The organism is Kitasatospora griseola (genome assembly GCF_044999035.1).
GTDB lineage: Bacteria > Actinomycetota > Actinomycetes > Streptomycetales > Streptomycetaceae > Kitasatospora > Kitasatospora griseola.
The window spans coordinates 5,765,527-5,791,536 of record NZ_CP173360.1 but is presented as its reverse complement, the minus strand read 5'-3'; the positions used below and the strand labels follow the sequence as shown (position 1 = coordinate 5,791,536).

Here is a 26,010-nt window from a genome sequence, read left to right as displayed (position 1 = left end):
TCAACGCGATGTCGGGCGGCCGATCGGGGCGCGGACGGCGTTCCCGGAGGCCGACGGACGGCGGACCGGCCGGTGGGAGCGCGGAGGGCCCTGCCCACACGCCCCGGGGCGAACGTATTCGAAAACGAAATTTGATCACCCTTACGAGTGAAGTGACTCGGCCGGTGTTGAGTCACCCCCGCCCCGAAAGTAACTTCAGTCCTGCGAACGAGAGTTGCCTCGACCGGGGGGTCGAAAAAAGGGTGACCGGCCGGAATTCCCGAAAGAATTCGGCCGGCACGGGCGAGCCTCTCGTGACTTCCGCAGACCGTGACGGGTCGAGTCCACCGCGAAGGGGTGTGAAGCAGATGGGGACGGGCACACCGCTGCGCAGGACAGGGGGGCCGGCACCGGTCGACGACGAGCCGGGCGCGGACGGCGCGTTGGTGGAGGTGGCGCGGGCGGCCGTGACCGGCAGCAGGGCCCGGGGAGACGACGGCGACTGGACGGTCGCGGTCGAGGGCTTCTGGTGCACGGTGCGGCCGCCCGGCCCTGAACTCCCCGAGCAGGGGTGGAAGCTGCACGTCGCCGCAGCCTCCCCGGTCGCGGTCGAGGTGCTGGCCGCGGTCGCCGCGGTGATCGCCGAGGACCCGTGCACGTTCAAGTTCGCCGCGGACCGGGAGCGCCTGCACGAAATCAATTCCCGCAACAGCGACCGGGCTTCGGCCGGGAAATTCCTCACCGCCTATCCGGGCGACCAGGAGCAATTCCGCCGGCTCGCCGAGAAACTCCACCTGGCCACCGTGGGAATGCCCGGACCGGTGATTCTCTCCGACCGCCCGTACCGCCCGGGCAGCTCGGTGCACTACCGCTACGGCGTCTTCACCGGCCGCGCGGTGCTGGGCAACGACGGCGCGTACCGCTCGATGCTGCGCGGCCCGGCCGGCGAGTCGGTCGAGGACGTCCGCACCGCGTCCTACCGCTGCCCGCCGTGGGTGGTCGACCCCGTCGAGGGGGCGGGGTCGACCACGGGCACGGGTGCGAACGGACGGCGGGCCGGCGTGCTGCTGGACGGCCGCTGGGCGCTCACCGCCGCGCTGCGGCACAGCGCCAAGGGCGGGGTGTTCCTGGGCGCCGACCCGGCCACCGGCGCCGAGGTGGTGGTCAAGCAGGCCCGCGCCCACATCGAGGTCGACCGGGCCGGCACCGACGCCCGGCAGGCGCTGCGGCACGAGGCCGAGCTGCTCGACCTGCTGGCCGACAGCGGGCTGACCCCGCGGGTGCACGCCCTCGTCGAACAGCAGGACTCGCTCTTCCTGGTCCAGGAGCGCATCCCCGGCCAGGCACTGGGCAGCTGGGTCGCCGCCCGACTGCGGCGCGACGGCACCCCCGGTGTGCCGTGGACCGAGGCCGGTCCGCTGGCACTGGCCCTGCTCGACCTGGTGGAGCACGTCCACCGGCGCGGGCTGGTGCTGCGCGACCTCTCCCCCGGCAACGTGCTGGTCCGGCCGGACGGCGCCGTCCGCCTGGTCGACCTCGAACTCGCCGTCCCCGCCGGAACCCTGGCCGGAACCGCCGGCACCCCCGGCTACCGCGCCCCCGAGAACTCCGGCCCGCACCGCACCCGCCGGGCCGACCCCGGCGCCGACCTGTACGCACTCGGCGGCCTCTTCTTCCTGCTCGCCACCGGCCACGACCCGCTGCTGCCCGGCGACGGGCCCCTTGACCACTGGCTGGCGTCGGCCGCCCGCGCGGGCCTCACCGCACGCCGACTGGCCCCGCTGGTGCTCGGGCTGCGCGAGGAACACGCCGACCGGCGGTGGAACCTCGCCCGGGTCCGGCACGAACTCGCCGGACCCGCCCCGCAGGCCCCCGGCCCGCGGACGCCTCCCCCACTGGACCGGCTGCTGCACGACGGGCTGCGCCACCTGGCGTCCACGGCCACCCCACAGCGCCCCGACCGCCTGTGGCCGACCGTCCCGAGCGGGCAGCTCACCGACCCGTGCAACGTGCAGCACGGCGCCGCCGGCGTCCTCGCCGTCCTGGCCCGGGCGAGCCTCGCCCCGCTGCCCGAACCCGTCCGCGAACAGGCCCGGGCCACCGCCGCGACGGCCGCCGACTGGATCGAACGGCGCTGCGCCGCCGAACCCGTGGTGCTGCCCGGCCTGCACTTCGGCCGCTCCGGCACCGCCTGGGCCCTGTTCGACGCCGCGGACGCCCTCGACGACCCCGGCCTCGCCGAACGGGCCGCCGCAATGGCGCTCGACGTCCCCCTGGCCTGGCCCAACCCGGACGTCTGCCACGGCGCCGCCGGAGCCGGCCTCCTCCAGCTGCGCGCCCACCGCGCCACCGGAGCACCCCGGTTCCTCGACCGCGCCGCGCACTGCGCCCGCACCCTGCTGGCCGCCGCCCGCACCGAACCGTACGGGACGGTCTGGCCGGTGCCCGCCGACTTCGACTCGGCCCTCGCCGGAGCGGTCCACCTCGGTCACGCCCACGGGGTGGCCGGAGTGGGAGCCTTCCTGCTGGCCTGCGCGGAACGGCTGCGCGCCGCCGAACTTCCCGATGCCGCCGACGAGTTGACGGCCGGAGCGGGCCTGGCGGCGCAGACCCTGGCCGCGACCGCCCGGTGGGACGGCGACGCCGCGTGGTGGCCGCAGAGCCACGGCGACCCGGCGCACGTCCGGCTGGCGCACTGGTGCAGCGGCTCCTCCGGGGTCGGCAGCTTCCTGATCCGCCACTGGCAGGCCACCGGCGACGACCGGGCCCACCACCTGGCCCGCGCCGCCGGCCGGGCCGTCCTGAGCGCCCGCTGGCACAGCGGGACCTCCGCGTGCCACGGCCTGGCCGGCAACGGCGAGTTCCTGCTCGACCTGGCCCGGGCCACCGGCGAGAGCCGCTTCCGCCACGGCGCCCGGGAGATCGCCCGGCTGCTCGCCGACCGCGCCACCCGCCACGACGGTCTCCTGCTCCTCCCCGACGAGACCGGCACCACCAGCACCCCCGCCCACGGCACCGGCACCACCGGCCCCCTCGCCTTCCTCCTCCGCCTCCACCACCAGGGACCGCGCCTGTGGTCCGACCCGGAGGCGTACCGCGAGGCCGCTTCGCAGGGATATCGACTTGGCCCACTGCCGGGCCAGTTGAGCGTTGGGTCGACAGGAGGGCGTCGATGAGCGCCACGAACGCGTCCGCCGGCAGGAACCCGGTGTCGGCATCAATTCGCAGGCCCCGGCCGCCGGTTGTCGCGTCACTGGGGGGTGACGCCACCGCCCGCACCACACGGCTGTCCGCACCTGCCGGCGTGAGCCTGCCGCAGCCGTCGACTCGGCCACTTCGCCCGCCGGTCTCCGCATCGTCGCGGAGCGGAGCGGACGCGCACACCGCGCGGCCGCTTGCACCTGCCGGCCAGGGGCCGCGCCGGGATCCGGCCCTCGCACGCACCCGTCGCGGAGCGGAGCAACCGCGCACACCCCGCAGCTGCCCGCCCGTCACCTTCCGCTCCCTGCACCGCCCTTGCCCCACCGCCCCACTGGAGGACCCCGATGAGCACCGCGACTGTACGCACCGCGTCGCAGGCGTTGCGGCGGTTGAGTTTCACCTTCGCCGGTGACGGCTCGCACGCCGCGTGCCTGGCGGCCGGGGCCGACGGCGGTTGGTACGTGGAGAGTTGGCGGTTGCCGGAGCAGGGGGTGGCGACGCCGGGGCCGCTGGCGTTGGCGGAGGGGCGGGCGGAGAGTCTGCGGTCGCAGTTGGTCGCGCTGCCGGACGGGCGGGTGGTGGTGTGTCGGCACGACGGCGATCGGCACACGGTGGTGGCGCTCGCGGACGGCGGGCCGGGGCGGCCGGCCGTCGAACTCCCGCTTGCGGGAATGCGGTTGCCCGGGCTGCGGATGCTGGCGATGCCCGGGCCTGCCGGGACGGCGGCGGACGCGCCGATCGCGGTGCTGCTCGGGACCGACACCCGGCCGGTGACCACGGTGTGGCTGCTGACCGCGGACGGCTCCGCGCCGCACGTGGCGGCCGAGCTGCCCGGACTGTACGGCGGCGGAGTGTGGCTGGACGAGGTCGGACGCCTGCTGGCGCTGGACCGGGTGGCCGACGGCATGGTGAAGACCGTCGTGCTGGATCTCCGACTCGGCGTCGCCACCCCCCTGTTGGAACTGGGCGCGAGCAGCAACGACCGGCTGGTGCTGTTCGATCCGGCGACCGGCTTCGGGATGCTGCGCAGCGACGCGCCGGGCGTGGACCGACTGGGCTGGGCGCTGATCGGCGGCGCCGAGCCGGTGCGTTTCCCCGACTGCCTGCACCAGCCGGACCGCCTGCTCCGGCCGATCGCACTCGCGCCGGACGGGCCCGGCACGGAGCCCCGGGTGGTGCTCCAGGTGGATCACGGAGCGGTGTCCTCGCTGGTGCTGTGGCAGCCGGGCAGCGGGCGGCTCGATCCGCTGCCGGTGCCGCCGGGGCGGCTCGGTGCGATCGGGCACTGGTCGCCGGCGGGTCTGCGGATGCCGTACTCGGCGCCGGACCGTCCGGCCGCCCTCGCCACCCTGGACGTGGACGCGCTGCTGACGGCCCGCCAGGATGCTCCGCTCGACACCGCCTCGCCGGCCGGCTGGCGGCTGGACGGTTCGGCGACGCCCGGGGACGGCGGCCGGTGGCGGCCGGCGCGGTGCGTTCGGCTGGCGGGTCCGGCCGGTCCGGTCGAGGCGGTGGTGTACGGCGGCGAGCAGTGGCTGTCCGCCCCGCACCTGGTGCTGGCGCTGCACGGCGGGCCGGCGGACGTCTGGCGGCTGGAGTTCGACCCGGCGCTGCAGCGGATGGCGGCACAGGGCCTGGCCGTTCTCGCCCCGAACCAGCGCGGTTCGACGGGCTACGGCACGGAGTTCGCGATGGCGATCCGCGGCGCGTGGGGCGGCCCCGACCTGGACGACGTCCTGGCGCTGCTGGCGAGCGTGGCGGGGCGGCGGGCCGCGCTCGGCCTGGAGCCGCCGGCCCTGTTCGGCGTCAGCTACGGCGCGTTCCTGGCGCTGCTGGCCACCGCGCACGCCCCGGCCGGGACGGTGTCGCGGTGCGCGGTGGTGGCGCCGTTCCTGTCGGGCGGCCGGCTGCTGGCGGAGGCCTCGGCCCCGGTACGGGCGCTGACCGCCCGGCTCGGCGGCGACCGTCCGATCGACGACGCCCGGGGCCCGCGCGACGTCCTGCACCTCGCGGACCGGCTGCGCACCCCGCTGCTGGTGGTGCACGGCGACCGGGACGAGGTGGTGCCGGTCGGTCAGTCCCGGTCGCTGCGGCACGAGTTGCTGCGCCTCGGCCGGACCGAGGGCTCAGACTTCCGTTACGTGGAGGCGGCGGGCGCGGGGCACGAGCTGCTCGCCGAGGAGGGCGCGGCCGTACTGCACGAGCTGCTGGCGGGCTTCCTGCGCACCGGCAGACCCGCCTGAGCCGTCCCGGATCCTGACGATTCGTCACCAGACTTCCCGCCGCGCGCGGGAGCCCGCCGGCCTGCCCGGCTGCGGCCAGGAGCGCGTCCGGCGGGGCCTGACCTGCAACGGGAAAACGCTTTCCGTCGCAGTAGTCGGACACGTCCGTGCCCGACGGAACCCATAGGGGAGGAAACACCATGGAGAACATGACCGCGCTCGAGACCGAACTCGCGGCCCTGCAGGAGCTGCCGGAGCTGGAGTCGGTCGAGCTGGGCGGCCACGGAGCCGGGTGCCAGTTCACCTGTCTGGTCCTGACCTGCCTGATCTTCACCATCAGCTGACGCCGGGACACCCGGGCCGGGTCCGCCCCCGCGAAGGGGCGGACCCGGCCCGCACCGTCCGGTTCGCCTTGCGCCCACCGGGAGTTGACCGGGCGTGAGGCCGGTCGATCGCGCCGACGGTGTCGGAACCGCCGGAGGCCGCGATCGCACCGGCCCCGCCCGAGGTGGCGGGCGCAGCCCCGGACGTCACGACGCAGGCCGGGCCGTCGCCGGACCGGCTGCCCGGTCGGTGCTCGGCGCGGCCGAGTCGACACCGACCCCGGGCAGCAGGTCCGGCGCGAGCCGTTTCGAGGGGGTGCACGAGCGACGACCCGACCTCCGGCGAAACTCTCGGCGTCAAGTCACCACAGGTGCACGAAGGTTCGGACACCGTCGCAGCCGCCGAGGGCACGGGCGTCGACAATCCGCCGGGTCCGCCTCGGCCCTCGTCCCGACCTGGACGCACCGGTGCTCGACGAACTCCGCGCCGTCGCCGTTCGGCGCGGTCCCGACCAGGACCCGCGCGGCCGCGACCACGGTCGAGCGGTCGCGCAGGGCTCGTTCCATCGCCTCGGCCACCCTCGTGCGGGGCAGTACGGGAAGGCTCCCGAGGGTCCGTCGCACCGGCGTCCCGCGGGGCTGTTCGAACTGCCGCCGCGCGTTCCCGGCAAGGAACCCGCGGGAGTGGCAGCCGCGGACGGTGCGGGTCGGGGGCGCGACGCGCAGCGGTTTGGGTAGGCTCCGATCCGATTCGGCCGTTATCGTGGCCCCCGCGCGGGCCGACCACGAGGACGGCCTGCTTCCTGCTGTCCGGCTCCCGGACACACCGGCGCGCCGAGGCGTACCGGTGCACCTTCCGCAGAGACCGCCCATTCGCACGGAGAAGACTGACCAGATGTCCGAGTCCATCGACGACACCACGCACGACCACCGCGCGCCCGGCGCCGACGAGGCCGCCGACGGCCTGGCTCACGGCCGGCACCGTGGTACCACTGCCAGCGACGACAGCGCGGACGCGGACCCGCACGGCCGCCACCGCCGCTGACGTTTCCGGCCGCCGCGGGCCCCCGGCCCGCCGCACGACCACCTCGCACCGCCGACGCCCCCGGTCCCGTCACCGTCCTGACGGGCCCGGGGGCGTCGGCCGTCCGGCCCGCGACTCGGCACCACCCGGCCGAGCCGACCGCGGCGAGCGCCCGTCTCAGTCGACCGTGAGCACCGTGCGCAGCGCCTCGCCGCTGCGCATCTGCCGGATCGCCTCGTTGGCCTCGGTGAGCGGCAGCCGGTGGGTGATCATTCCGGCCAGGTCCAGTCGGCCGGCCCGCCACAGGTCGACGGCCCGGTCCGCGGTGCGGCGGACGTCGCCGCCGCCGTACATGGACGGCAGCACCCGCTTCTCGTTGAAGAAGAGTTCGCCCAGGCTGAAGGAGACCCGGTCGTCGGCCGCGCCGGCGCCGATCACCACCACCGCGCCGCCGCGCCGGGCGGCGTCGTAGCCGGCCCGGACGGTCTCGGAGCGGCCGACCGCCTCGAAGACGTAGTCGAAGCCGCCGCCGGGGACGCCGCGGGCGGCGGACTTGAGTTCCTCGGGGGCGATCGCCTCGGTGGCGCCGAAGCCGATCGCCCGCTCGCGCCGGGAGGCCACCGGGTCGACCACGGTGATCCGGGCGGCGCCGCAGATCCGGGCGCCCTGGACGGCGGCGATGCCGACGCCGCCCGCGCCGATCACGGCGACGGTCGAACCGGGTTCCACCTGCGCGGTGTTGACGGCGGCTCCGAGCCCGGTGGTGACGCCGCAGCCGATCAGCGCGGCGAGCTCGTACGGCAGGTCGGCGGGGACCGGCAGCAGGGCGTCGGCGGGGACCACCAGTTCCTCGGCGAAGGCGCCGGTGCTGTAGAACCCGTACGCGTCGGTGTCGCCGCCGATCCGGAACGTCGGGGTGGACAGCCGGCGCAGCGAGGCCACGCACAGGTGGGTCCGGCCGTGCCGGCAGGCGTGGCAGTCCCCGCAGGGCGGCATCCAGCACAGCACCACCCGGTCGCCGGGCACGAGGTCGGTGACTCCCTCGCCGACCTCGACCACCTCGCCGGCGCCCTCGTGACCGGGCACGAACGGCGCGGGCTGCGGCAGGACGCCGGTCATCGCGGACAGGTCGGAGTGGCAGAGGCCGGCGGCGTGCATCCGGACCCGGACCCGGCCGGGCCCGAAGCCGACCGCTTCCACGTCGTCACGGACGTCCAGGGTGTCCTGTCCGGTCTTGTGCAGGATCGCTGCGCGCACGGGCTGCTCCCGGGGTGCGGGCCACCGAGGGCCGGGTGGAGGGTGAGGGGGTGGAACACGTTCCACTGCGGGCCCTGTATAGCGCATTGCCCCGCCGGACGGCAGTCCGCACACCACCCGCTCCTGCCGCACCCCGTGACCACCGGCCGGGCCGCCCTGATCGAGGCCGAGCTCGCCGGGCGCCACGAACGGCTCGCCGTCGACCTGGTCCGACGGGCGCCCCCGCAGGGGACTGTCCGGCGACGGAGGGCGTTCCTACCATCCAGTAGGGTCCTGGTCAGTCCCCGACCAGCCCGGCAGGAGCGCCCGATGACCGACCTCACCACCGCCGAGGCCACGCCCGAGCCGCAGGTGCTCGCCGCGTTCCGCGCCGCCACCGGCTTCATGCCCGAGGACGAGGGCCTGGCGCTGTACGCCGCCGCGCTGGAGGCCGCCGGGCGCACCGGGCTGCCGGTGCTGGAGATCGGCACCTACTGCGGGCGTTCGGCGATCCTGCTGGCCGACGCCGCCCGTCGCAGCGGCACGGTCGCCCTCACCGTCGACCACCACCGCGGGTCCGAGGAGCAGCAGCCGGGCTGGGAGTACCACGACCCGACGCTGGTCGACCCGGAGGTCGGCCTGATGGACACCCTGCCGCGCTTCCGCCGCACCCTGCACGCCGCGGACCTGGAGCCGCACGTGGTGGCGCTGGTGGGTCGTTCGCCGCAGATCGCGGCGGTGTGGCAGGGCCGGCTGTCGCTGGTGTTCATCGACGGCGGGCACACCGACGAGCACGCCACCGGCGACTACCTGGGCTGGGTCCCGCACCTGGCCGAGGACGGCCTGCTGGTGGTGCACGACGTGTTCCCCGACCCGGCGGACGGCGGCCAGGCCCCGTACCGGGTGTACCTGCGGGCGCTGGACGAGGGCTTCGCGGAGGTCTCGGTGACGGGCTCGCTGCGGGTGCTGCGCCGCGCCGCGTCCTGACCTCCCGCCACCGATCGGACCGGTGGACCGGTCCGGGCGGGCCGGGCGACGACTTTCCGGCCGCGACCGGGAACGATCACCGCGGTTCCGGCGTCGTCCCCACCGCGACGCGTTGCAGGACCGCCGTGACCCGCCCCGCCGACGGCCGGTACGGTGTCGGGGCGGTGGACGGCCTGCGCGGCACGGTCGGTACGGCGGGCAGGCATCGGCGGGTCATAGGCGGGGGCGAGGGACACGGCATGACGGAGCAGGGCAGGGCCGCACGAGCGGTGTGGGATCCGACCGCGAACAACGGCGCGGGCGGCTGGGTCCGCCGACCGGTGGCGGACGACCCGGCGGCCGCGGGCCCGCCCACCACGGCGATCCCGCTCCCGAAGATCCCGGCCGGCCCGGTCGCACCCGCCGCCCCGGTCACCCCTGTCGCGCCCGTCGCACCTGTTACACCCGTCGTCCCCCAGCCGCCGCAGCCCGAAGCGCCGCGCGTCGCCGCGGCCACCGGTCCGGCGACCCCGCCCCGCGCCCCGAAGCCGGCCCCCGCGCCCCCGACCGCCCAGCAGCCGCCCGCCGCCCCGCAGCCCCCGGCGGCCCAACAGCCGCCCGCCGCCCCGCCCGGCCCGCAGCCCTCGTACGGCGGTCAGCAGACGTTCGGCGGGCAGCAGTTCCCGGCCCAGCCGCCGCAGGGCCAGAGCTTCGGCGGCCAGCAGCAGTTCGACCAGCAGCCGTACGGCCAACAGCCGTACGAGCAGCAGCAGTTCGGCGCTCCGCCGCCCCCGCAGGGCGGTCAGCCGGGCTTCGGCGGTCCGCAGCAGACGTTCGGCGGGCAGCAGTTCCCGCCCCAGCCGCCGCAGGGCCAGAGCTTCGGCGGCCAGCAGCAGTTCGACCAGCAGCCGTACGGCCAACAGCCCTTCGAGCAGCAGCAGTTCGGGCAGCCGCAGTTCGGCGGCCCGCCGCCCTCGTACGGCGGTCAGCAGACCTTCGGCGGACAGCAGTTCCCGAACGGCCCGAGCGGGTACGGCGGGCAGGAGTCCGACTTCGACTACGAGGACGACCCGCGGCGGCGGCGCACCCCGGTGCTGATCGGTGCGGCGGTGGCGCTGCTGGTGGTGATCGGCGTCGGCGTGGTGTGGGCGGTGCAGAACAGCGACAGCGGGACGTCGTCCCAGTCGAAGGGCGGCAGCTCCGTCCCGGCGCCGGACCAGTCGCAGAGCGTCCCGGGCGGCGGCGGCGCCTCGCCGGCGGCCTCCGCGCCGAGCAGCGCCGGGCCGTCCGCGTCGGGCGCGCCCTCGGCCGGTCCGGACGCCGCGGCCGAGGCGAAGGCGCTGGACGCGCTGCTGACCAAGGGCGAGAACGCGAAGGCGCCGATCGGCAACGCCGTGGCGAAGGTGCGCAGCTGCCCGCCGAAGACGGAGATCGACAACGCCGCGAAGGTGTTCGACGCGGGCGCCCAGCAGCGCGACCAACTGCTCGCCGAGCTGGCCCAGTTGCACACCGACAACCTGCCGGGCGGGGCGGACGCGGCGGCGAAGCTGAAGGACGCCTGGCAGGCGTCGGGGGACATCGACCGGGCGTACGCGGCGTGGGCGCGCGCCGTCTCCGCCCAGGGCTGCGCCAACAACACCGCGCCCAGTACCGCCGATCTGGGCCGGGCCAACGACCTCAACCCGCAGGCCACCCAGTCCAAGAAGGACTTCGTGGCGAAGTGGAAGCCGATCGCCGACACCTACGGTCTGACGGCGCGCACCTGGGACAGGATCTGAGGAACTCGTGACCGGCCGCACCACCTCGCCCCCCGTCGAGCCCGACCCGCACTCCGGTCGGGAGCGGCGCGCGGTCCGCCTGCGGCGGGCCGCGAAGCTGACGAGCGTGGTGCTGCCGGTCTGTCTGATCGGCTGGCTGAGCTGGCAGGCGGTCGCGAACAGCACCCGGGACGTCACCTCGCACCCGGCGGTGTCTCCGCACTACGCGGAGGGCGACCGGGTGGACGCGGACGGCCCGTCGGGCGCCGCCGCCCCGGAGGGCTCGCCGTCCGCGGGCGCGCCCGCGCCGTCGCCGTCCGCCTCGGCCGCGGGCACGGCGAACCTCCCGCTGGCCGGGCGGACGGTGCTGCTCGACCCGGGGCACAACACCGGCAACGCCAAGCACACCGCCGACATCAACCGGAAGGTGGACATCGGCAACAGCCGCAAGGAGTGCGACACCACCGGCACCTCCACCAACGCGGGCTACTCGGAGGCCGAGTACACCCTGGACGTGGTGCACCGGGCCCGGCAGATCCTCCAGGACCGGGGCGCGACCGTGGTGCTCACCCAGGACGGTGACCGGCCGTGGGGTCCGTGCATCGACGAGCGGGCCCGGATCGGCAACGAGGCCAAGGCGGACGCCGCGGTGTCGATCCACGCGGACGGCGCGCCGGCCTCCGGCAGCGGCTTCCACGTGATCATGCCCGCCAAGGTGGTGGCCGGCCCGGCCGACACCTCCGCGATCGTCGACCCGTCGCACCGGCTGGGCGTGCTGCTGCGCGACACGTTCAAGGCCGGAACCGGTGAGCCGACCTCCACCTACATCGGCCAGCAGGGCCTGGACACCCGCAGCGACCTGGGCGGACTCAACCTGTCGAAGGTCCCGAAGGTGTTCATCGAGTGTGGCAACATGCGCAACACCGGTGACGCCGGGCGGATGTCCGACCCGGAGTGGCGCCAGCGCGCCGCGCAGGCCGTCGCCGATGCCCTGACCAGCTACCTCACGGGGTGATTCACCAGCAGACCCACCGTCAAGACCTGTTCTGCCCCGTGCGGGCCGCCCTGCCGGGCCGTCCGGTTCGTACCGGATCCGGAGGGCGCTGTGCACACGGCGTCGCCTTGGCCCTAGGCTTTTGCCCCGTTGTACCGCTCCGGTACCACGGGGGCTCGGTCACCGCCCGCCGACCACGACTACACCAATGAGGGGAACGTCAGTGAATCTGCGCGCTCTCACCAGGGGAGACGCCGCCGTCGCCGGTGCGGCGGTACTGCTCCTGATTTCGTCCTTCCTGCCTTTCGTGGCGGTCGACTGCTCCGGCAAGTACTGCCCGACGAGCCTGTCCCGGAACGGCTGGTCCTCGGACCTGTTCCCGGTGCTGCCCTCGGTCATCCTGACCGGCCTGATCGGCGCGGCGCTGATCCTGCTGTTCCGGCTCCAGAAGGAGAACTGGGGCACCAAGCAGGTCGTCGGCCTGCGGCTGGACCAGTGGGGCACGGCGCTGTCCGTGGTCTCGTTCTGGGGCTGCCTGTGGACGCTGCTCGGCGTCCAGAAGGGCCTCGCCAACGGTGCGGGCGCCTACCTGGCGCTGCTCTCCACCCTGGTGCTGGCGGGCGCGGTGATCGCCGGTCCGCTGGTCCCGGCCCTGCAGGGCCCGCTGGTCTCCGGCACCCCGGCGGCGCAGACCGTCCCGCAGCCGTTCCCGCCGTACGGCGGCCAGCCCGGCACCCCCGGCCAGCCCGGCACCCCCGGCCAGCCCGGCCAGCCCGGCCAGCCCGCTCAGCCCGGCGCGTACGGCTACCCGGGCGCGCAGCAGCAGCCGCAGCCGTTCCCCGGCCAGTCGCAGCCGCACGCCGACCAGCCCGCGCCCGCCCAGCAGTTCGGCGGCCAGCCGGCCGGCGGGTACGGCTACCCGGCGCCCGCGCAGGCGGCCGCCCCGGCCCCGCAGCCGGCCGCGCAGCAGCCCACGGCCGTTCAGCCGGCCATTCAGGACCAGGTCCCGCCGCAGGCCGCCGCCGCTCCGTTCGCCCCGTTCTGGTTCGCCGTCCCGGCGGTCCGTCAGCTGGCCAACAAGGACAACCCGATGGGCCCGCCGGTCGGCGAACTGGTCCCCGGCACCTGGTACCTGGCGGTCGACCAGCGCGGCGCGGCGCTCGTCGCCCAGCTGCCCGACGGCACCCACGGCGTCCTGAACGACACCACGGGCATCCAGCGCGGCTGACGTGCGACCCGCGCCCCCTGGGGCGCGGGGAACCGCGCGAGCGACCCCGCTCGCACCAAAAGGTCCGCCCGAGGAGGGAGTTCCCTCCTCGGGCGGACCTTTCGGTTGCTCCGGGCTCAGCAGCAGTCGCCGACGACCAGCCCGGCCGGCAGGTGCTCCCCTCCGAAGACGCTGACCGTCGCGTGGTCGCCGCCGAGGGCCGCGACGGCGAGCAGCAGCGCGCCGGCCGTCCAGGTGGTGCGCTCCTCGGGCCAGATCGCGTCGTCCTCGAAGACGTAGCCGGTCCAGTAGGAGCCGTCCTGGTGGCGCAGGTGCTGGATCCAGCGGAGGATCTCGACGGCTCGGTCGGACTGTCCGGCGGCCCACAGCGCGAGGGCGAGCTCGGCGCTCTCGCCGCCGGTGACCCAGGGCCGGTCGCTGACGCAGCGGACGCCGAGGCCGGGAACGACGAACCGGTCCCAGTCGGCGGCCAGCCGGGCCGTCGCCTCCTCGCCGCGCAGCGCGGTGCCGAGGACGGGGTAGTACCAGTCCATCGAGTAGCGGTCCTTGTCGAGGAACCGCTCGGGGTGGTGGGCGATGGCGTGGCGGAGGCGGCCGGCGGCGAGCTCCCAGTCGGGCTGGGGCCGGTCGAGGTGGTCGGCGATGGCGAGTCCGCAGCGCAGGGCGTGCAGGATCGAGCAGGAGCCGGTGAGCAGCGCGTCGGTCGCGGCGGCGCCGTCCTCGTCCTGCCGCCAGGCGATCGCCCCGCCGGGGAGGCTGAGCCGGACGGTGTGGTCGAGGGCGCGGCTGACGGTGGGCCAGATCCGTTCCAGGAAGCGGTCGTCGCCGGTGGACAGGTGGTGGTGCCAGGCGCCGACGGCGAGGTAGGCGCAGAAGTTGGTCTCGCGGGCCCGGTCGGTGGCGGTGCCGTCGGCGATGCCGTCCTGCCCGTAGGCGTAGGCGGCGTACCAGGACCCGTCGGGGTTCTGCCGGTCGGCGAGCCACTGGTAGGCGGCTTCGGCGGCGGCGTGTTCGCCGGCGGTGTCGAGGGCCATCGCGGCCTCGGTGTGGTCCCAGGGGTCGAGGTGGCCGCCGTGGAACCAGGGGATCGCGCCGTCGCTCTGCTGGTGGGCGAGGATCGAGCGCACCGTGTCGGCGGCCTGGGCGGCGTCGAGGACGCCGTCCAGCAGCAGGGCCGCGGGGACGGCGGCACTCACGCGCCGGTCCGGGGCTGGTGCGGCTTGCTGGCGTAGACGACGAAGGACTTGCCGAGGACCGGGTTGAGGGCCTTCTCGGCGGCCTTGGTGAGGGTGGAGATGACGGGGGTGCCGACGATGTCCCAGACCAGCAGCTGGTGGTAGGCGCGCACCGGCAGGGCCTTGTCGTTGTTGACGCCCATCGCGCACTTGATCCACCAGTACGGGGAGTGCAGGGCGTGCGCGTGGTGGTTGCCGTAGGGCTCCAGGCCGGCCTCGCGGACCTTCTCGACCAGTTCGTCGCCCTTGTAGATGCGGATGTGCCCGCCCTCGACCTCGTGGTACTCGTCGGACAGCGCCCAGCAGATCTTCTCCGGCAGGTAGCGGGGCACGGTGACGGCGAGCAGGCCGCCGGGCTTGAGGACGCGGACCATCTCGGCGAGCACGCCCTTGTCGTCGGGGATGTGCTCCATCACCTCGGAGATGATGATCCGGTCGAAGGTGTCGTCGTCGAACGGCAGGTTCAGCGCGTCGCCCTCCATGGCGGTGGCGCTGGCCCCGGCGGGCGCCTCGCCGGCCTGTTCCATGGCGGCGAACCACTTGCGGACCTCGGCGATCTCCTCGCCGTTCTGGTCCAGGGCGACCACGTTGGCGCCGCGCCGGTAGCACTCGAACGCGTGCCGGCCGCCGCCGCAGCCCAGGTCGAGCACCCGGTCGCCTGGGGCGAGCGGGAAGCGGGAGAAGTCGACGGTCAGCACTGCGGGGCTCCCATTCACGAAGGGTGGTACGGGTGTTGACGGTCTGTCGGCCGAACGGGTCCGGTCAGCCGACGTAGCGCCAGCCGGGCCCGGAGCGGGCGGCGGCGCCCGTTCCGGTGGCGATGGCGGCCCGGTAGCGGTCGGCGGTGAGTTCGGCGGCGCGGGCCCAGGTGAATCGTTCCAGCACCCGGGCCCGTCCGGCCTCGCCGAGCCGGGCGCGCAGCGCGGGGTCGTCGAGCAGTCGGCCGAGTGCGGCGGCGAGCGCCCCGGCGTCGCCGGGCGGGACGGCCAGGCAGGTCTCGCCGTCGGGTCCGGCGACCTCGGGGATGGCGCCGCCGGTGGTGGCGACCAGCGGGGTGGCGGTGGCCATCGCCTCGGCGGCGGGCAGCGAGAAGCCCTCGTACAGCGAGGGGACGCAGGCGGCCTCGGCGGAGCGGTACAGGTCGACGAGTTCGGCGTCGGTCAGGCCGGTGCGGAACTCGATGTGCTCCTCCAGGCCGAACCGGCGCACCGCGTCGGCGACCGGGCCGTCGCCCTTCTGCGGCTTGCCGACCACCACCAGGTGGGCGTCGCGTTCGGTGCGGACCTTGGCGAGCGCCTCGACCAGGTGCACCAGGCCCTTGAGCGGGACGTCGGCGCTGGAGGTGGCGACGATCCGGCCGGGAACCCGGGCGACGGCGTCGGACGGCGACCACAGGCGGGTGTCGGCGCCGATCGGGACGACCGAGATGGCGTGCGGGGCGGCGCCGAGGTGGTCGGCGATCTCGCCGCGGGAGCTCTCCGAGACGGTGATGACGTGTTCCAGCCGGCGGGCGACCCGCTGCTGCATCCGGGTGAAGGCGTACCAGCGGCGCTTGCCGAGCCGCTCCAGCCGGCCGGCGGCCGCGTCGATCTCCAACTGCCGGTCCACGGTGACCGGGTGATGGACCGTGGTGACCAGCGGGAAGCCGTGCCGGGCCAGGCCGAGCAGGCCGTAGCCGAGGGTCTGGTTGTCGTGCACCACGTCGTAGCGGCCCTTGTGCCGGGCCAGGTACTGGCGGGCGCGCAGCGAGAAGGTCAGCGGCTCGGGGAAGCCGCCGGTGCGCATCACCGCGAACTCCAGCAGGTCCACCGGGCCACGGAACTCGCCGGCGGCGGGGGTGCGGAACGGGTCGTCGGCGCGGTACAGGTCGAGGCTGGGCAGTTCCACCAGGCGCACCGAGCCGGGGCCCTCGACCTCGTCGAGCACGGGGTACGGCTGCGCGCCGATCACGTCGACGTGGTGGCCGAGCCGGGCGAGCTCCCGGGACAGGTGGCGCACGTACACGCCCTGGCCGCCGCAGAACGGGTCGCCGCGGTACGACAGCAGGGCGATCCGCAGCGACGGCGGCGGCAACGCGGTCATCCGGGGCCCCTCTTTCCTACTCACCGGGACCGGCGACGAGCGGGGCCGCCGACCGGTAAAGTAGATCACGTTTCACAGTGGTGCAGGCTCGCCGTCGGGGAAAGCGGACAACGAGAGACCTCGAAGATTACCGGGCCGTAGCTTGCCGTCAGGAGCCGTGGCAGGTGATTCACGCCACGCTGTTCAGCCGCCCGCCCCTCCGCTGTTACCGCCGGTTACCACGGTCCCGGCCACCCGCCCTTTCGATCCTCCGCCCCGGGAGTGAACGTGACCGCGAACGACACCGCCGCCGGGCCGCTGACACCGCGCCAGGCCGAGCGCCGCCGGGGCATCCTGCGGGCGGCCACCGCGCTGGCCGCCCGGGGCGGCTTCGAGGCGGTGCAGATGCGGGAGGTGGCGGAGAGCGCGCAGGTCGCCCTCGGGACGCTGTACCGCTACTTCCCGTCCAAGGTGCACCTGCTGGTGGCGGTGATGCGCGAGCAGCTGGAACGGCTGCACGAGCAGGTCAGGCGGCGTCCGCCGACCGGGGCGGACCCGGCGGCCCGGGTCGCCGAGGCGCTCACCCACGCCTTCCACGCGCTGCAGCGCGAGCCCCGGCTGGCGGAGGCGATGGTGCGGGCGCTGTCCTTCGCGGACCGCTCGGTGGGCAGCGAGGTGGACGAGGTCGCCCAGGTCACCTCGGCGATCGTGCTGGCGGCCGCCCGGCTCCCCGACCCGCCGACGGCCGGCCAGCAGGCCGCGCTGCGGGTGGTCGCCCACACCTGGCACGCCACCCTGCTGGCCTGGCTGTCGGGGCGGTCCTCGCTGGCCGAGGTCCGGGCCGACCTGCACACCGCCGCCCGGCTGCTCACCCTCGCCACGCCCGCCAAGCCCGCCACTGCCGAGGACGAACTGCAACCGGTTCCACCACCTCCCAGGGGCGCCGCGCGGGTCGGCGGCTAGAGTCGTGGGGGCGCGGAACGGCCCCCACCGGACCGCCGACAACTTCATCCGCCTCCGAGGCCGGGGGAAGCCGGTGCGATTCCGGCACTGACCCGCAACCGTGAGCCGCGCCGTTCGACCGGCGCGGCGCAGTCGGACTGCCCGGCCGGAGACGAGCGGCCCTCCTCCGTCGTGGGTCTACGGGCGGCCCGTGCCTTCGGGTCCGCTGCGACCGCTCCCGAAAGGCTTTCTCCCCATGCTGACCGCTGCCCGCCTGGGCGCCGCCGCACTGGCCGGCGCCCTGCTCGCCGGCGCCGCCGCCGCGCCCGCCCTCGCCGACCCCTCCCCCGACGCGTCCGTCTCCGGCTCCCCGTCCGGTTCGGCCTCGGGCTCGGCCTCCGCCCCGCCGGCGACGCCCGGGGTGCCCGCCGGGCTGTACGGCAAGGGCGACCCGCAGTACGACGGCGTGTGGCGGCAGTCGCTGGCGCTGATCGCCCTGCACCAGGAGCGGGTCGAACCCGCCGACGCGGCCGTGCAGTGGCTGCTCGACCAGCAGTGCGAGGACGGCGGCTGGCCGTCGTACCGGGTCGAGGGCGTGGCCTGCACCCCCGCCGCCGAGGACTCCAACGCCACCTCGATGGCCGTGCAGGCGCTCACCGTGCTCGGCAACCACCAGCAGCAGGTCACCCGCGGCACCGACTGGCTGCGCGCCAAGCAGACCGTGGACGGCACCTGGGCGTACAACCCGGGCGCCCCCGGCGACGCCAACTCCACCGCGCTGGCGGTGAACGCGCTGCTGGCCGCCGGTCTCGACCCGGCCGCGACGTCCGTCCCGGGCGGGCAGTCCGCCTACGCCGGGCTGGCCTCCTTCCAGCTGGGCTGCTGGTCCCCCGCCGAGCAGCGCGGCGCGTTCGTCTACCAGCCGGTGTCGGGTGCCCCGGCCGCGCCCAACACGCTCGCCGCCGCGCAGGCCCTGCTGGCCTCCGCGGGCGGGCACCTGCCGGTCACCACCTCCGACCGCAAGGACACCGCGCCGAAGGCCCTGACCTGCCCGGACACCCCGGGCGACGGCCCCGTCGCGCACGCCGACTCCGCCGAGGCGGACGCCGCCTGGCTGGCCGGCCGGCTCGCCGCCGGCGGGCACCGCCTGATGCTGGACACCCCGGGCGCGGCCGCGACCGCCGACTTCAACTCCACCGCCTGGGCGGTGCTCGGCCTGGTCGCCACCGGCCACCCCGCCGAGGCCGCCAGCGCCGCCGACTGGCTGGCCGGCAACGGCTACGCCTGGGCCGCGCAGGGCAAGAGCGGCACCGACCCGTCGGCCACCGCCACCCTGGTGCTGACGGCCCGCGCCGCCAAGCTCGACCCGTACAACTTCGGCGGCGCCAACCTGGTGCAGCTGCTGGCCGACTCCGGCCCCAAGCCGAAGGTCGGCCCCGTCGGGGGCGACCCGCAGGCCACCCGGGCGCCCGGCTCGGCGATCACCGAACCCGACGAGAACAGCGGCTTCTCGGCCGGCTGGCTGATCGCCGTCGGCCTGCTCGTCGGCATCGGCGCCGGCATCCTGCTCAGCCTCAACCGCCGCCGCAACAACGCCGCCGCCGCGAGCGCCACGTCCGGCGACGCCCCGACCGGGGGTGCCTCGACCGGCGGCGCCTCGTCGGACGAGAAGCCGGAGCAGGACCGGTGACCGGGCGGATCCGCCGAACTCCCCTGCCCGCGGCGGCGGTCGTCGCCCTGCTGGGCGTGCTGGCGGCGCTGCTCGGCCCGGCCGCCGGGTCCGCGCACGCCGCGGACTACCGGTACTGGTCGTTCTGGAAGGGCGGCGCCGACGGCTGGGCGTTCCAGCAGGTCGGCCCGACCGGAAACGTGCCGGCGGACGGGGCGGTGGACGGCTGGCGGTTCGTGCTCAGCCCGGACGGCGGCCAGGACGCGCCGCGGCCGTCGCTGCCCGCCGACTTCGCCGCGATCTGCGCGAACACCGCGCCCGACGGCGGCCACAAGCGGGTCGCCGTGGTGCTCGACTTCGGCACCGGGAAGGACGCGCCGAACGGTGAGAAGCCCGCCGAGGCCCGCTCGGTGTGCGCCTCGGTGCCGACCGCCGCGAACTCGGCAGAGGTGCTGGCCGCGGTGGCCGCGCCGCTGCGCTACGACTCCGGCGGGCTGCTGTGCGCGATAGCCGGCTACCCGCGCGCGGGCTGCGGAGAGCAGGTCGCGGCGGGCTCCGACTCCGCCACCGGGTCCGGCGGTCCGGCCGACAAGGGCGACGGCGGACCGGCCGTCGGCGTGATCGCCGGAGTCGGCGTGGTGGTCCTGCTGGGCGCCGGCGCCCTCTGGCAGGCCCGTCGCCGCCGCACCCGCTGACCATGTCCGTCGACCGTCTGCGCCGCACCGCCCCCGAGGTCTCGAACTCGGGTGCGGTGCACAGCCGTTCGCTGCCCCGGCAGCTGCACCCGGGCGCCTGGTGGCTGTGGTCGCTGGGCCTCGCGGCGGCGGCCAGCCGGACCACCAATCCGGTGCTCCTGCTGCTGATCCTGGCAGTGGCGGGCTTCGTGGTGGCTGCCCGGCGCGGCGACGCCCCGTGGGCCCGCTCGTACGCGGCGTTCCTGCGCCTGGGCCTGCTGGTGCTGGCCGCCCGGGTGGTGTTCGCGGTCGTGCTGGGCTCCCCGGTCGGCGGCACCCACGTCCTGTTCACCCTGCCCCAACTCCCGCTCCCCTCCTGGGCGCAGGGCGTCCGACTGGGCGGTTCGGTGAGCCTGGAGGGCATCCTGTTCGCGCTGTACGAGGGCCTGCGCCTCGCGGTGCTGCTGGCCTGCGTGGGCGCGGCGAACGCGCTGGCCTCCCCGTCGCGGCTGCTGCGTTCGCTGCCGGGCGCGCTGTACGAGGTGGGGGTGGCGGCCGTGGTGGCGATGACCTTCGCGCCGAACCTGGTCGCGGACGTCCGCCGGCTGCGCGCGGCCCGGCGGCTGCGCGGGCGCACCGACCGGGGGATGCGCGCGGTGCTGTCGGTCGGACTGCCGGTGCTGGAGGGCGCGTTGGAGCGTTCGGTGGCGCTGGCGGCGGCGATGGACACCCGCGGCTTCGGCCGCACCGCCGACGTGCCGCGCCGACTGGTGCGCACCGCCGGGGCGTTGACGCTGGCCGGGCTGCTCGGCGTGTGCGGCGCCACCTACGGCCTGCTCACCGCGGGCAGCCACGCCTGGGCGCTGCCCGTCCTGCTGGCCGGCGTCGCCGCGTCCGCCGCCGGGCTCGCCCTGGGCGGCCGGCGCTCCGTCCGAACGCGTTACCGGCCCGACCCGTGGGCGCTCCCGGAGTGGCTGACGGCCGCCTCGGGCGCACTGGTCGCGGCCGCGCTGATCTGGTACGCGGGCCGCTGGCCGGAGGCCCTGACGCCGTCGGTGGTGCCGCCGACCGCGCCCCGGCTTCCGCTGCTGCCCGCCGCGGCCGCGCTGATCGGTCTGCTGCCCGCCTTCGTCACCCCCGAGCCGCCCCGGAGCAACCGGTGATCACTTTCGAGCAGGTCGGCGTGCGGTACGCCGACGCCTCCGAACCCGCCCTGCGCGGCGTCGACCTGACCGTTCCGGAGGGCGAACTCTGCCTGCTGGTCGGCCCGTCGGGCGCCGGCAAGTCCACCCTGCTGGGCACCGTCTCCGGCCTGGTGCCGCACTTCACCGGCGGCGTGCTGGAGGGCCGGGTCACCGTCGCCGGCCGCGACACCCGCACCCACCGGCCGCGTGAACTCGCCGACGTGGTCGGCACCGTGGGCCAGGACCCGGCCGGGCACTTCGTCACCGACACGGTCGAGGAGGAACTCGCCTACGGCATGGAGTCGTTGGGCCTGCCGCCCGCCGTGATGCGGCGCCGGGTCGAGGAGACCCTCGACCTGCTCGGCCTCGCCGAGCTGCGCGGCCGGGCGCTCTCCGCGCTCTCCGGCGGCCAGCGCCAGCGGGTCGCGATCGGCTCGGTGCTGACCGTCCACCCCAAGGTGCTGGTGCTGGACGAGCCCACCTCGGCGCTCGACCCGGGCGCCGCCGAGGAGGTGCTGGCCGTCCTGCAGCGGCTGGTGCACGACCTCGGCACCACCGTCCTGCTGTCCGAGCACCGCCTGGAGCGCGTCGTCCAGTACGCCGACCAGGTCCTGCTGCTGCCCGGGCCCGGCGAGCCGCCCGTGCTCGGCGACCCCGCCGTGCTGATGGCCCGCTCGCCCGTCCGCCCCCCGGTGGTCGACCTCGGCCGGCTGGCGGGCTGGGACCCGCTGCCGCTCACCGTCCGGAACGCCCGCCGGCGCGCGGCGACGCTGCGCGAACGGCTGCCCGCGCCGGCCCCCGCCCCTGCCCCGCCGACCGCTCCCGCGATCGCCACCGTCTCCCGGCTGGTGGTCTCCCGCGGCCCCGTCCCGGCCCTGCGCGGCGTCGAACTCGCCCTGTTCCCCGGGCAGATCACCGCGCTCATGGGACGCAACGGCGCCGGCAAGTCCACCCTGCTGGGCAGCCTGGTCGGCCTGCACGCCCCCGACTCCGGGACCGTCCGGGTGGACGGCCGCACGCCGCACAAGTCCCGCCCCAAGGACCTGATCCGCTCCGTCGGCCTGGTCCCGCAGGACCCGCGCGACCTGCTGTACGCCGAGACCGTCGCGGACGAGTGCACCGCCGCCGACCAGGACGCCGGCGCCGAACCCGGCGCCTGCCGGAGCATCCTGGCCGCCCTGCTCCCCGGCATCGACGACCGGTGCCACCCCCGGGACCTCTCCGAGGGCCAGCGCCTCACCCTCGCGCTCGCCGTGGTGCTCGCCGCCCGCCCGCCGGTCCTGCTCCTCGACGAACCCACCCGCGGCCTCGACTACGCCGCCAAGGCCCGCCTCGTCGAGATCCTGCGCGCCCTCGCCGCCGACGGCCACACCGTCCTGCTCGCCACCCACGACGTCGAACTCGCCGCCGAACTCGCCCACCGCACGGCCGTCCTGGCCGAGGGCGAGATCGTCGCCGACGGACCCACGCCCGAAGTCGTCCTCGCCTCGCCCACCTTCGCCCCGCAGACCGCGAAGATCCTCCCGCCGTACCTCACCGTCCCCGAAGTCGCCGCCGCCCTCAGGGAGTTGCCATGACCTCCGGGGGACTCGCCCGCCCCGTGCCGCTCGGACGGCGCTCGGCGCTCGCGCTCGCCCTGGTCTCCGCGGTCGGCGTCGCCGCGTTCGGGTGGCCGCTGCTCGCCGCCCGCGACTCCGACCTGGTCGGCCACTCCACCGACGCGCCCTGGCTGTTCGCCCTGCTGCTGCCGCTGCTGCTCGCCGTCCTGGTCGCCCAGCTCTCCGAGGGCCGCACCGCCGCCGGCGCACCCGGCCTGGACGCCAAGGCCGTCGCCATGCTCGGCGTCCTGGCCGCCGCCGGCGCCGCGCTGCGCCCGCTCGGCGCGGGCACCGCCGGGCTGGAGCCGATGTTCTTCCTGATGGTGCTCTCCGGACGCGCCCTCGGCCCGGGTTTCGGCTTCGTCCTCGGCGCGCTCTCCATGTTCGCCTCCGGCCTGCTCACCGGCGGCGTCGGACCCTGGCTGCCGTTCCAGATGCTCGCCATGGGCTGGGTCTGCCTCGGCGCCGGCCTCCTCCCGGGCGCCGCCCGCCTGCGCGGCCGCGCCGAACTCCTGGTGCTCGCCCTCTACGGCGTCGTCTCCGCCGTCGGCTACGGCACCGTGATGAACCTTCAGGGCTGGCCCTACATCGGCGGCCTGGCCACCTCGATCTCCTTCGTCCCCGGCGACCCCCTCCCCGCCAACCTCACCCGCTTCGCCCTCTACTGCCTCACCACCTCCCTCGGCTGGGACCTCCCCCGCGCCGCCCTCACCGCCGTCCTCTGCCTCACCGTCGGCGGCCCCCTGCTGCGCGCCCTCCGCCGCGCGACGCGCCGCGCGGCCTTCCACTAGGTGCTGCGGGTCACCGATCGGCGCGGGTCACCGGTTGGCGCAGGTGAGGTCCTTCGCGGGCAGCCGGCCCGTGGTCAGGTAGCGCGTGAACGCGCCGTCCGCGCAGGACGGGCCGGCCACCACCACGCCGTGGCCCTCGCCGTCGGCGACCGTGACCATCCGGGAGCCGTGCAGGGCCCGCCGCATGCCTTGGGCCATGGCGAGCGTCGCCTGCGGGTCCCACTGGTTCTGCACGATCAGCGCGTCGACGTCGTTGTTGACCGCGGTGGCCGGCTCGACCGCCGCCGACTTCCAGAACGCGCACGGCTGGATGTTCGCCCCCAGGTCGCCGGCCAGCGGGTACGTGGCCCGGTCGCGGATCGCGTCCCGCCGGTACTGCTCCGGGTCGCGCGGCCAGCTGCGGGTGTCGCCGCAGAACACCGCCCAGGTGACGGCCGTCTGGTTGTCGTCCACGACGCCCGGCGGGACGCCCGGCGCGGCCGGCCCGCCCGCAGCCGCGGCCTTCAGCGCGACGATCCACGGCGTGACGGCCTCGACCTGCACGAACGCGCGGTACCCCGAACGGATGGCGTCGCCGTCGAGCGCCTTCCCGTCGTCGGTCGGGACGGGCGTCCGACCGGCCTGCTCCACCAGCCCCCAGTACGTCTGGCGCACCTCCGCCGCGGTGGCCCCCAGCCCGTAGGTGGCGTCACGCTCGGCGGCCCACTCCGTCCAGCGGGTGAAGGCGAGTTCGGCCGCCGTCGACCAGCCCCGAAAGGTCCCCCGCCAGGCGAGCTTCGGATCGAGCGCGCTGTCGAGCACGATCCGGTCCGAGCGCTGCGGGAACATCTGCGTGTAGACGGCGCCCAGGTACGTCCCGTACGAGTACCCGAAGTAGGAGATCCGCCGTTCGCCCAGCACCGCCCGGACGAGGTCCATGTCCCGCGCCGTGTTCCGGGTGGTGATGTGCGGCAGCACGTCCCCCGCCTTCGCCCAGCACTTGTCGGCCACCGACCGGGCCCGCTCCACGTCCTTGCCGAACGTGGCTTCCCGGTACGGGTGTTGGAGGCTGCGCTCGTCCTCCGTCAGGTCGCACCCGACCGGCGAGCTCTGCCCGACCCCGCGCGGATCGAACCCGACCAGGTCGAACCGCGCCCGCACCTCCGCCGGCAGCAGCGGCTCCATCTCCACCGGCATCGTCAGCCCCTGGCTGCCCGGCCCCCCGGGGTTCATCAGCAGCACCCCGTGCCGCTCCTTCGCGCTCCCCGCCCTGACCCGCGAGATCGCGATCTCGATCGTCCGGCCCGCCGGCTTCGCGTAGTCCAGCGGCACCTTCACCTTCGCGCACTCGAACGCCGGGAGCCCGCCCATCTCGCAGCGCTCCCAACGGAGTTCCTGCTGCGCGTACCGCTGCAACGGATCCCCCGCCGCGAACGCCGTCGCCGGGGTGAGCGCCGCCAGCACGGCCGCCACCGCCCCCACCGTCAGCAGGGAAGTCGTTCGCCCGTCTCGCAGAACCATGTCAGTCCTCTGTGCAGAATCAGTGCCTCGGATCACCTCCAGTCTCCGTTCCGCCACCCCCGCCCCACGTACCGCCGCAGGATGGCCCTGCCCTCCAACCTGCGGCGTACTGACCGGCATTGACTTCCCACCGCACTCCCACCCCGCGTCCTCCGCCGGACCGGCGGCTTGCCCCTCCCCCAGGGGCAGCGGGCACAGTGATCCCCGTGCAAGAGGATCTGATCACCATCGGGGAACTCGCGGCCGCAACCAGGCTCAGCCTCAAGGCCCTACGGCTCTACGGCGACCGCGGCCTGCTGCCGCCCGCCCGGACCGATCCGCGGACCGGCATCCGCCGCTACGGCCCCGCCCAGGTCGAACGCGCCCGCCGGATCGCCCTGTTGCGCGCCATCGGCATGCCGCTGGCCCTCATCGCGACCGTGCTCGACTCCCCCGGCGCGGAGCCCGCCGCGCTGCTCGCCGCGTACTGGCGCGAGCAGGAATCCGCGCACACGGCCCGCCGGGACGCGGTGGGCTACGCCCGAGAAGTCCTCACCGGAAGGAGCCCGAGCATGGACGAGATCGCCGAACGCGAAGTGGCGGAGCAGAAAGTCCTGTTCACCCGACGCCATGTCACCGCCGCGAACCTCCCCGACTTCCTCGCCTCGTCGACCGAACTGCTCCTCGCCCACCTGCGCGAAACCGGAGCCTGCCTGTCCGGACCGATCTTCGCCGTCTTCGACGGCCTGGTCAGCGAGGACTCCGACGGCCCCGTCGAGGTCTGCGCCCCCACCCACGACGCGGTCGGACCCGCCGGGCAGATCGGCGTCCGCATCGAACCCGCCCACCGCGAGGCCTACCTCACCCGCACGAAGAGCCAGGCGGGCTTCGCGGCCATGGCTGCCGCCCACGACGCCGTCGGCACCTGGCTCACCCTGCGCGGCTACGCCCGAAGCGCCTCCAACCGCGAGGTCTACTACCCGAACTGGGCCACCGCCGGCCCGGACGAGCACGTGGCCGACATCGCCGTCCCGTTCCACCCCGCGTAGGGCCGGCCTCCCCCGGGACCGGCCCCGCACGTCCCCTACGCCTTCGGCCCGGCCGACTGCACCACCTCGAACGACCACACCGTCGACCCCGTCGCCGCCGGCTTGGGCCGGTCGCCCCCGCCCTGGTGCGCCGCCTTCATCGGGCCCTCCATCCACGCCTGGAACGACGCCTCGTCCCGCCACCGCGTGTACACCAGGTACTGGTCCGTCCCCTCCACCGGCCGCAGCAACTCGAACCACTCGAACCCGTCCGCACCCTCGACAGCCCCGGCCCGCGACCCGAACCGCTGCTCCAACACCTCCCGCTGCTCCGCAGGAACAGTCAGCACATTGATCTTCACAACGCTCATGCCTCCATCCTCCCCCACCTCACACCCCCGAACCCGAAGGCACGGCAG

At 75.4% G+C, this 26,010-nt stretch carries 21 protein-coding genes and 1 riboswitch; of the genes, 15 read left to right on the top strand and 6 right to left on the bottom strand.

Annotation, left to right across the window (positions count from 1 at the left end; genetic code table 11):
- The first annotated feature begins 347 nt into the window (after window positions 1-347).
- The 4 genes from lanL to ACI1MP_RS26310 all read left to right on the top strand — a co-directional run bounded on the left by lanL (window position 348) and on the right by ACI1MP_RS26310 (window position 6,770).
- Window positions 348-3,155 carry a class IV lanthionine synthetase LanL gene (lanL, locus tag ACI1MP_RS26325; RefSeq protein ID WP_404869613.1) on the top strand — a complete coding sequence of 936 codons (2,808 nt, stop codon included), beginning with the start codon at window positions 348-350 and terminating at the stop codon, window positions 3,153-3,155.
- 369 nt (window positions 3,156-3,524) lie between these two features.
- The gene (locus ACI1MP_RS26320; protein WP_404869612.1) at window positions 3,525-5,423 is read left to right on the top strand and encodes an alpha/beta hydrolase family protein; all 1,899 of its coding nucleotides are present in this window, start codon (window positions 3,525-3,527) and stop codon (window positions 5,421-5,423) included.
- 188 nt (window positions 5,424-5,611) lie between these two features.
- Window positions 5,612-5,746: a VenA family class IV lanthipeptide gene (locus tag ACI1MP_RS26315; protein WP_404869611.1), complete on the top strand. Its 135-nt coding sequence runs from the start codon at window positions 5,612-5,614 to the stop codon at window positions 5,744-5,746.
- An 874-nt stretch (window positions 5,747-6,620) separates the two neighbouring features.
- Window positions 6,621-6,770 (top strand): hypothetical protein, encoded by a 150-nt coding sequence (locus ACI1MP_RS26310; protein ID WP_157815501.1) that lies wholly within the window; start codon window positions 6,621-6,623, stop codon window positions 6,768-6,770.
- A 156-nt stretch (window positions 6,771-6,926) separates the two neighbouring features.
- On the opposite strand, the gene ACI1MP_RS26305 is transcribed toward ACI1MP_RS26310, so the two are convergent.
- The gene (locus tag ACI1MP_RS26305) at window positions 6,927-8,006 is read right to left on the bottom strand and encodes an alcohol dehydrogenase catalytic domain-containing protein (protein ID WP_404869610.1); all 1,080 of its coding nucleotides are present in this window, start codon (window positions 8,004-8,006) and stop codon (window positions 6,927-6,929) included.
- Window positions 8,007-8,315: 309 nt separating this feature from the next.
- Here ACI1MP_RS26305 and ACI1MP_RS26300 point away from each other — a divergent pair, with 309 nt between their 5' ends.
- The 4 genes from ACI1MP_RS26300 (at window position 8,316) to ACI1MP_RS26285 (ending at window position 12,930) form a co-directional block, all read left to right on the top strand.
- On the top strand, window positions 8,316-8,972 hold the full coding sequence (locus ACI1MP_RS26300) for a class I SAM-dependent methyltransferase (RefSeq protein WP_404869609.1): 657 nt from the start codon (window positions 8,316-8,318) through the stop codon (window positions 8,970-8,972).
- A gap of 239 nt (window positions 8,973-9,211) precedes the next feature.
- A complete protein-coding gene (locus ACI1MP_RS26295; protein WP_380343423.1) occupies window positions 9,212-10,729 on the top strand; it encodes a hypothetical protein in 1,518 nt (505 codons plus the stop codon).
- Window positions 10,730-10,736: 7 nt separating this feature from the next.
- On the top strand, window positions 10,737-11,723 hold the full coding sequence (locus ACI1MP_RS26290) for an N-acetylmuramoyl-L-alanine amidase (protein ID WP_380343420.1): 987 nt from the start codon (window positions 10,737-10,739) through the stop codon (window positions 11,721-11,723).
- 202 nt (window positions 11,724-11,925) lie between these two features.
- Window positions 11,926-12,930 (top strand): hypothetical protein, encoded by a 1,005-nt coding sequence (locus ACI1MP_RS26285; protein ID WP_404869608.1) that lies wholly within the window; start codon window positions 11,926-11,928, stop codon window positions 12,928-12,930.
- 116 nt (window positions 12,931-13,046) lie between these two features.
- On the opposite strand, the gene ACI1MP_RS26280 is transcribed toward ACI1MP_RS26285, so the two are convergent.
- The 3 genes from ACI1MP_RS26280 to ACI1MP_RS26270 form a co-directional block, all read right to left on the bottom strand.
- A complete protein-coding gene (locus ACI1MP_RS26280) occupies window positions 13,047-14,126 on the bottom strand; it encodes a prenyltransferase (RefSeq protein ID WP_198520425.1) in 1,080 nt (359 codons plus the stop codon).
- The gene (locus ACI1MP_RS26275; RefSeq protein ID WP_100585837.1) at window positions 14,123-14,863 is read right to left on the bottom strand and encodes a class I SAM-dependent methyltransferase; all 741 of its coding nucleotides are present in this window, start codon (window positions 14,861-14,863) and stop codon (window positions 14,123-14,125) included. Before ACI1MP_RS26275 ends, ACI1MP_RS26280 begins: the two co-directional genes overlap by 4 nt.
- Window positions 14,864-14,927: 64 nt before the next feature.
- On the bottom strand, window positions 14,928-16,247 hold the full coding sequence (locus tag ACI1MP_RS26270; RefSeq protein WP_043913714.1) for a glycosyltransferase family 4 protein: 1,320 nt from the start codon (window positions 16,245-16,247) through the stop codon (window positions 14,928-14,930).
- A gap of 267 nt (window positions 16,248-16,514) precedes the next feature.
- On the opposite strand from ACI1MP_RS26270, the gene ACI1MP_RS26265 reads away from it, so the two are divergent.
- The 6 genes from ACI1MP_RS26265 to ACI1MP_RS26240 all read left to right on the top strand — a co-directional run bounded on the left by ACI1MP_RS26265 (window position 16,515) and on the right by ACI1MP_RS26240 (window position 23,084).
- The gene (locus ACI1MP_RS26265) at window positions 16,515-17,189 is read left to right on the top strand and encodes a TetR family transcriptional regulator (RefSeq protein ID WP_404869607.1); all 675 of its coding nucleotides are present in this window, start codon (window positions 16,515-16,517) and stop codon (window positions 17,187-17,189) included.
- Between the two features lie 63 nt (window positions 17,190-17,252).
- Window positions 17,253-17,332: riboswitch (cobalamin riboswitch) on the top strand.
- A gap of 92 nt (window positions 17,333-17,424) precedes the next feature.
- A complete protein-coding gene (locus ACI1MP_RS26260) occupies window positions 17,425-18,858 on the top strand; it encodes a prenyltransferase/squalene oxidase repeat-containing protein (protein WP_380343410.1) in 1,434 nt (477 codons plus the stop codon).
- On the top strand, window positions 18,855-19,532 hold the full coding sequence (locus ACI1MP_RS26255; protein WP_404869606.1) for an SCO2322 family protein: 678 nt from the start codon (window positions 18,855-18,857) through the stop codon (window positions 19,530-19,532). The genes ACI1MP_RS26260 and ACI1MP_RS26255 overlap by 4 nt, the downstream gene beginning before the upstream one ends.
- Before the next feature lie 2 nt (window positions 19,533-19,534).
- Window positions 19,535-20,674 (top strand): energy-coupling factor transporter transmembrane component T, encoded by a 1,140-nt coding sequence (locus ACI1MP_RS26250; protein ID WP_404869605.1) that lies wholly within the window; start codon window positions 19,535-19,537, stop codon window positions 20,672-20,674.
- Complete coding sequence (locus tag ACI1MP_RS26245) at window positions 20,671-22,272, top strand: ABC transporter ATP-binding protein (protein ID WP_404869604.1); 1,602 nt, start codon at window positions 20,671-20,673, stop codon at window positions 22,270-22,272. Before ACI1MP_RS26250 ends, ACI1MP_RS26245 begins: the two co-directional genes overlap by 4 nt.
- Window positions 22,269-23,084, top strand: coding sequence for an ECF transporter S component (locus ACI1MP_RS26240; RefSeq protein WP_404869603.1), 816 nt, complete (start codon window positions 22,269-22,271; stop codon window positions 23,082-23,084). The genes ACI1MP_RS26245 and ACI1MP_RS26240 overlap by 4 nt, the downstream gene beginning before the upstream one ends.
- Before the next feature lie 27 nt (window positions 23,085-23,111).
- Here ACI1MP_RS26240 and ACI1MP_RS26235 read toward each other — a convergent pair whose 3' ends face one another.
- Window positions 23,112-24,584 (bottom strand): alpha/beta hydrolase, encoded by a 1,473-nt coding sequence (locus tag ACI1MP_RS26235; RefSeq protein ID WP_380343395.1) that lies wholly within the window; start codon window positions 24,582-24,584, stop codon window positions 23,112-23,114.
- Window positions 24,585-24,790: 206 nt separating this feature from the next.
- On the opposite strand from ACI1MP_RS26235, the gene ACI1MP_RS26230 reads away from it, so the two are divergent.
- The gene (locus ACI1MP_RS26230) at window positions 24,791-25,612 is read left to right on the top strand and encodes a MerR family transcriptional regulator (RefSeq protein WP_380343392.1); all 822 of its coding nucleotides are present in this window, start codon (window positions 24,791-24,793) and stop codon (window positions 25,610-25,612) included.
- A gap of 35 nt (window positions 25,613-25,647) precedes the next feature.
- On the opposite strand, the gene ACI1MP_RS26225 is transcribed toward ACI1MP_RS26230, so the two are convergent.
- A complete protein-coding gene (locus ACI1MP_RS26225) occupies window positions 25,648-25,962 on the bottom strand; it encodes an antibiotic biosynthesis monooxygenase (RefSeq protein ID WP_043913727.1) in 315 nt (104 codons plus the stop codon).
- Window positions 25,963-26,010: the final 48 nt, after the last annotated feature.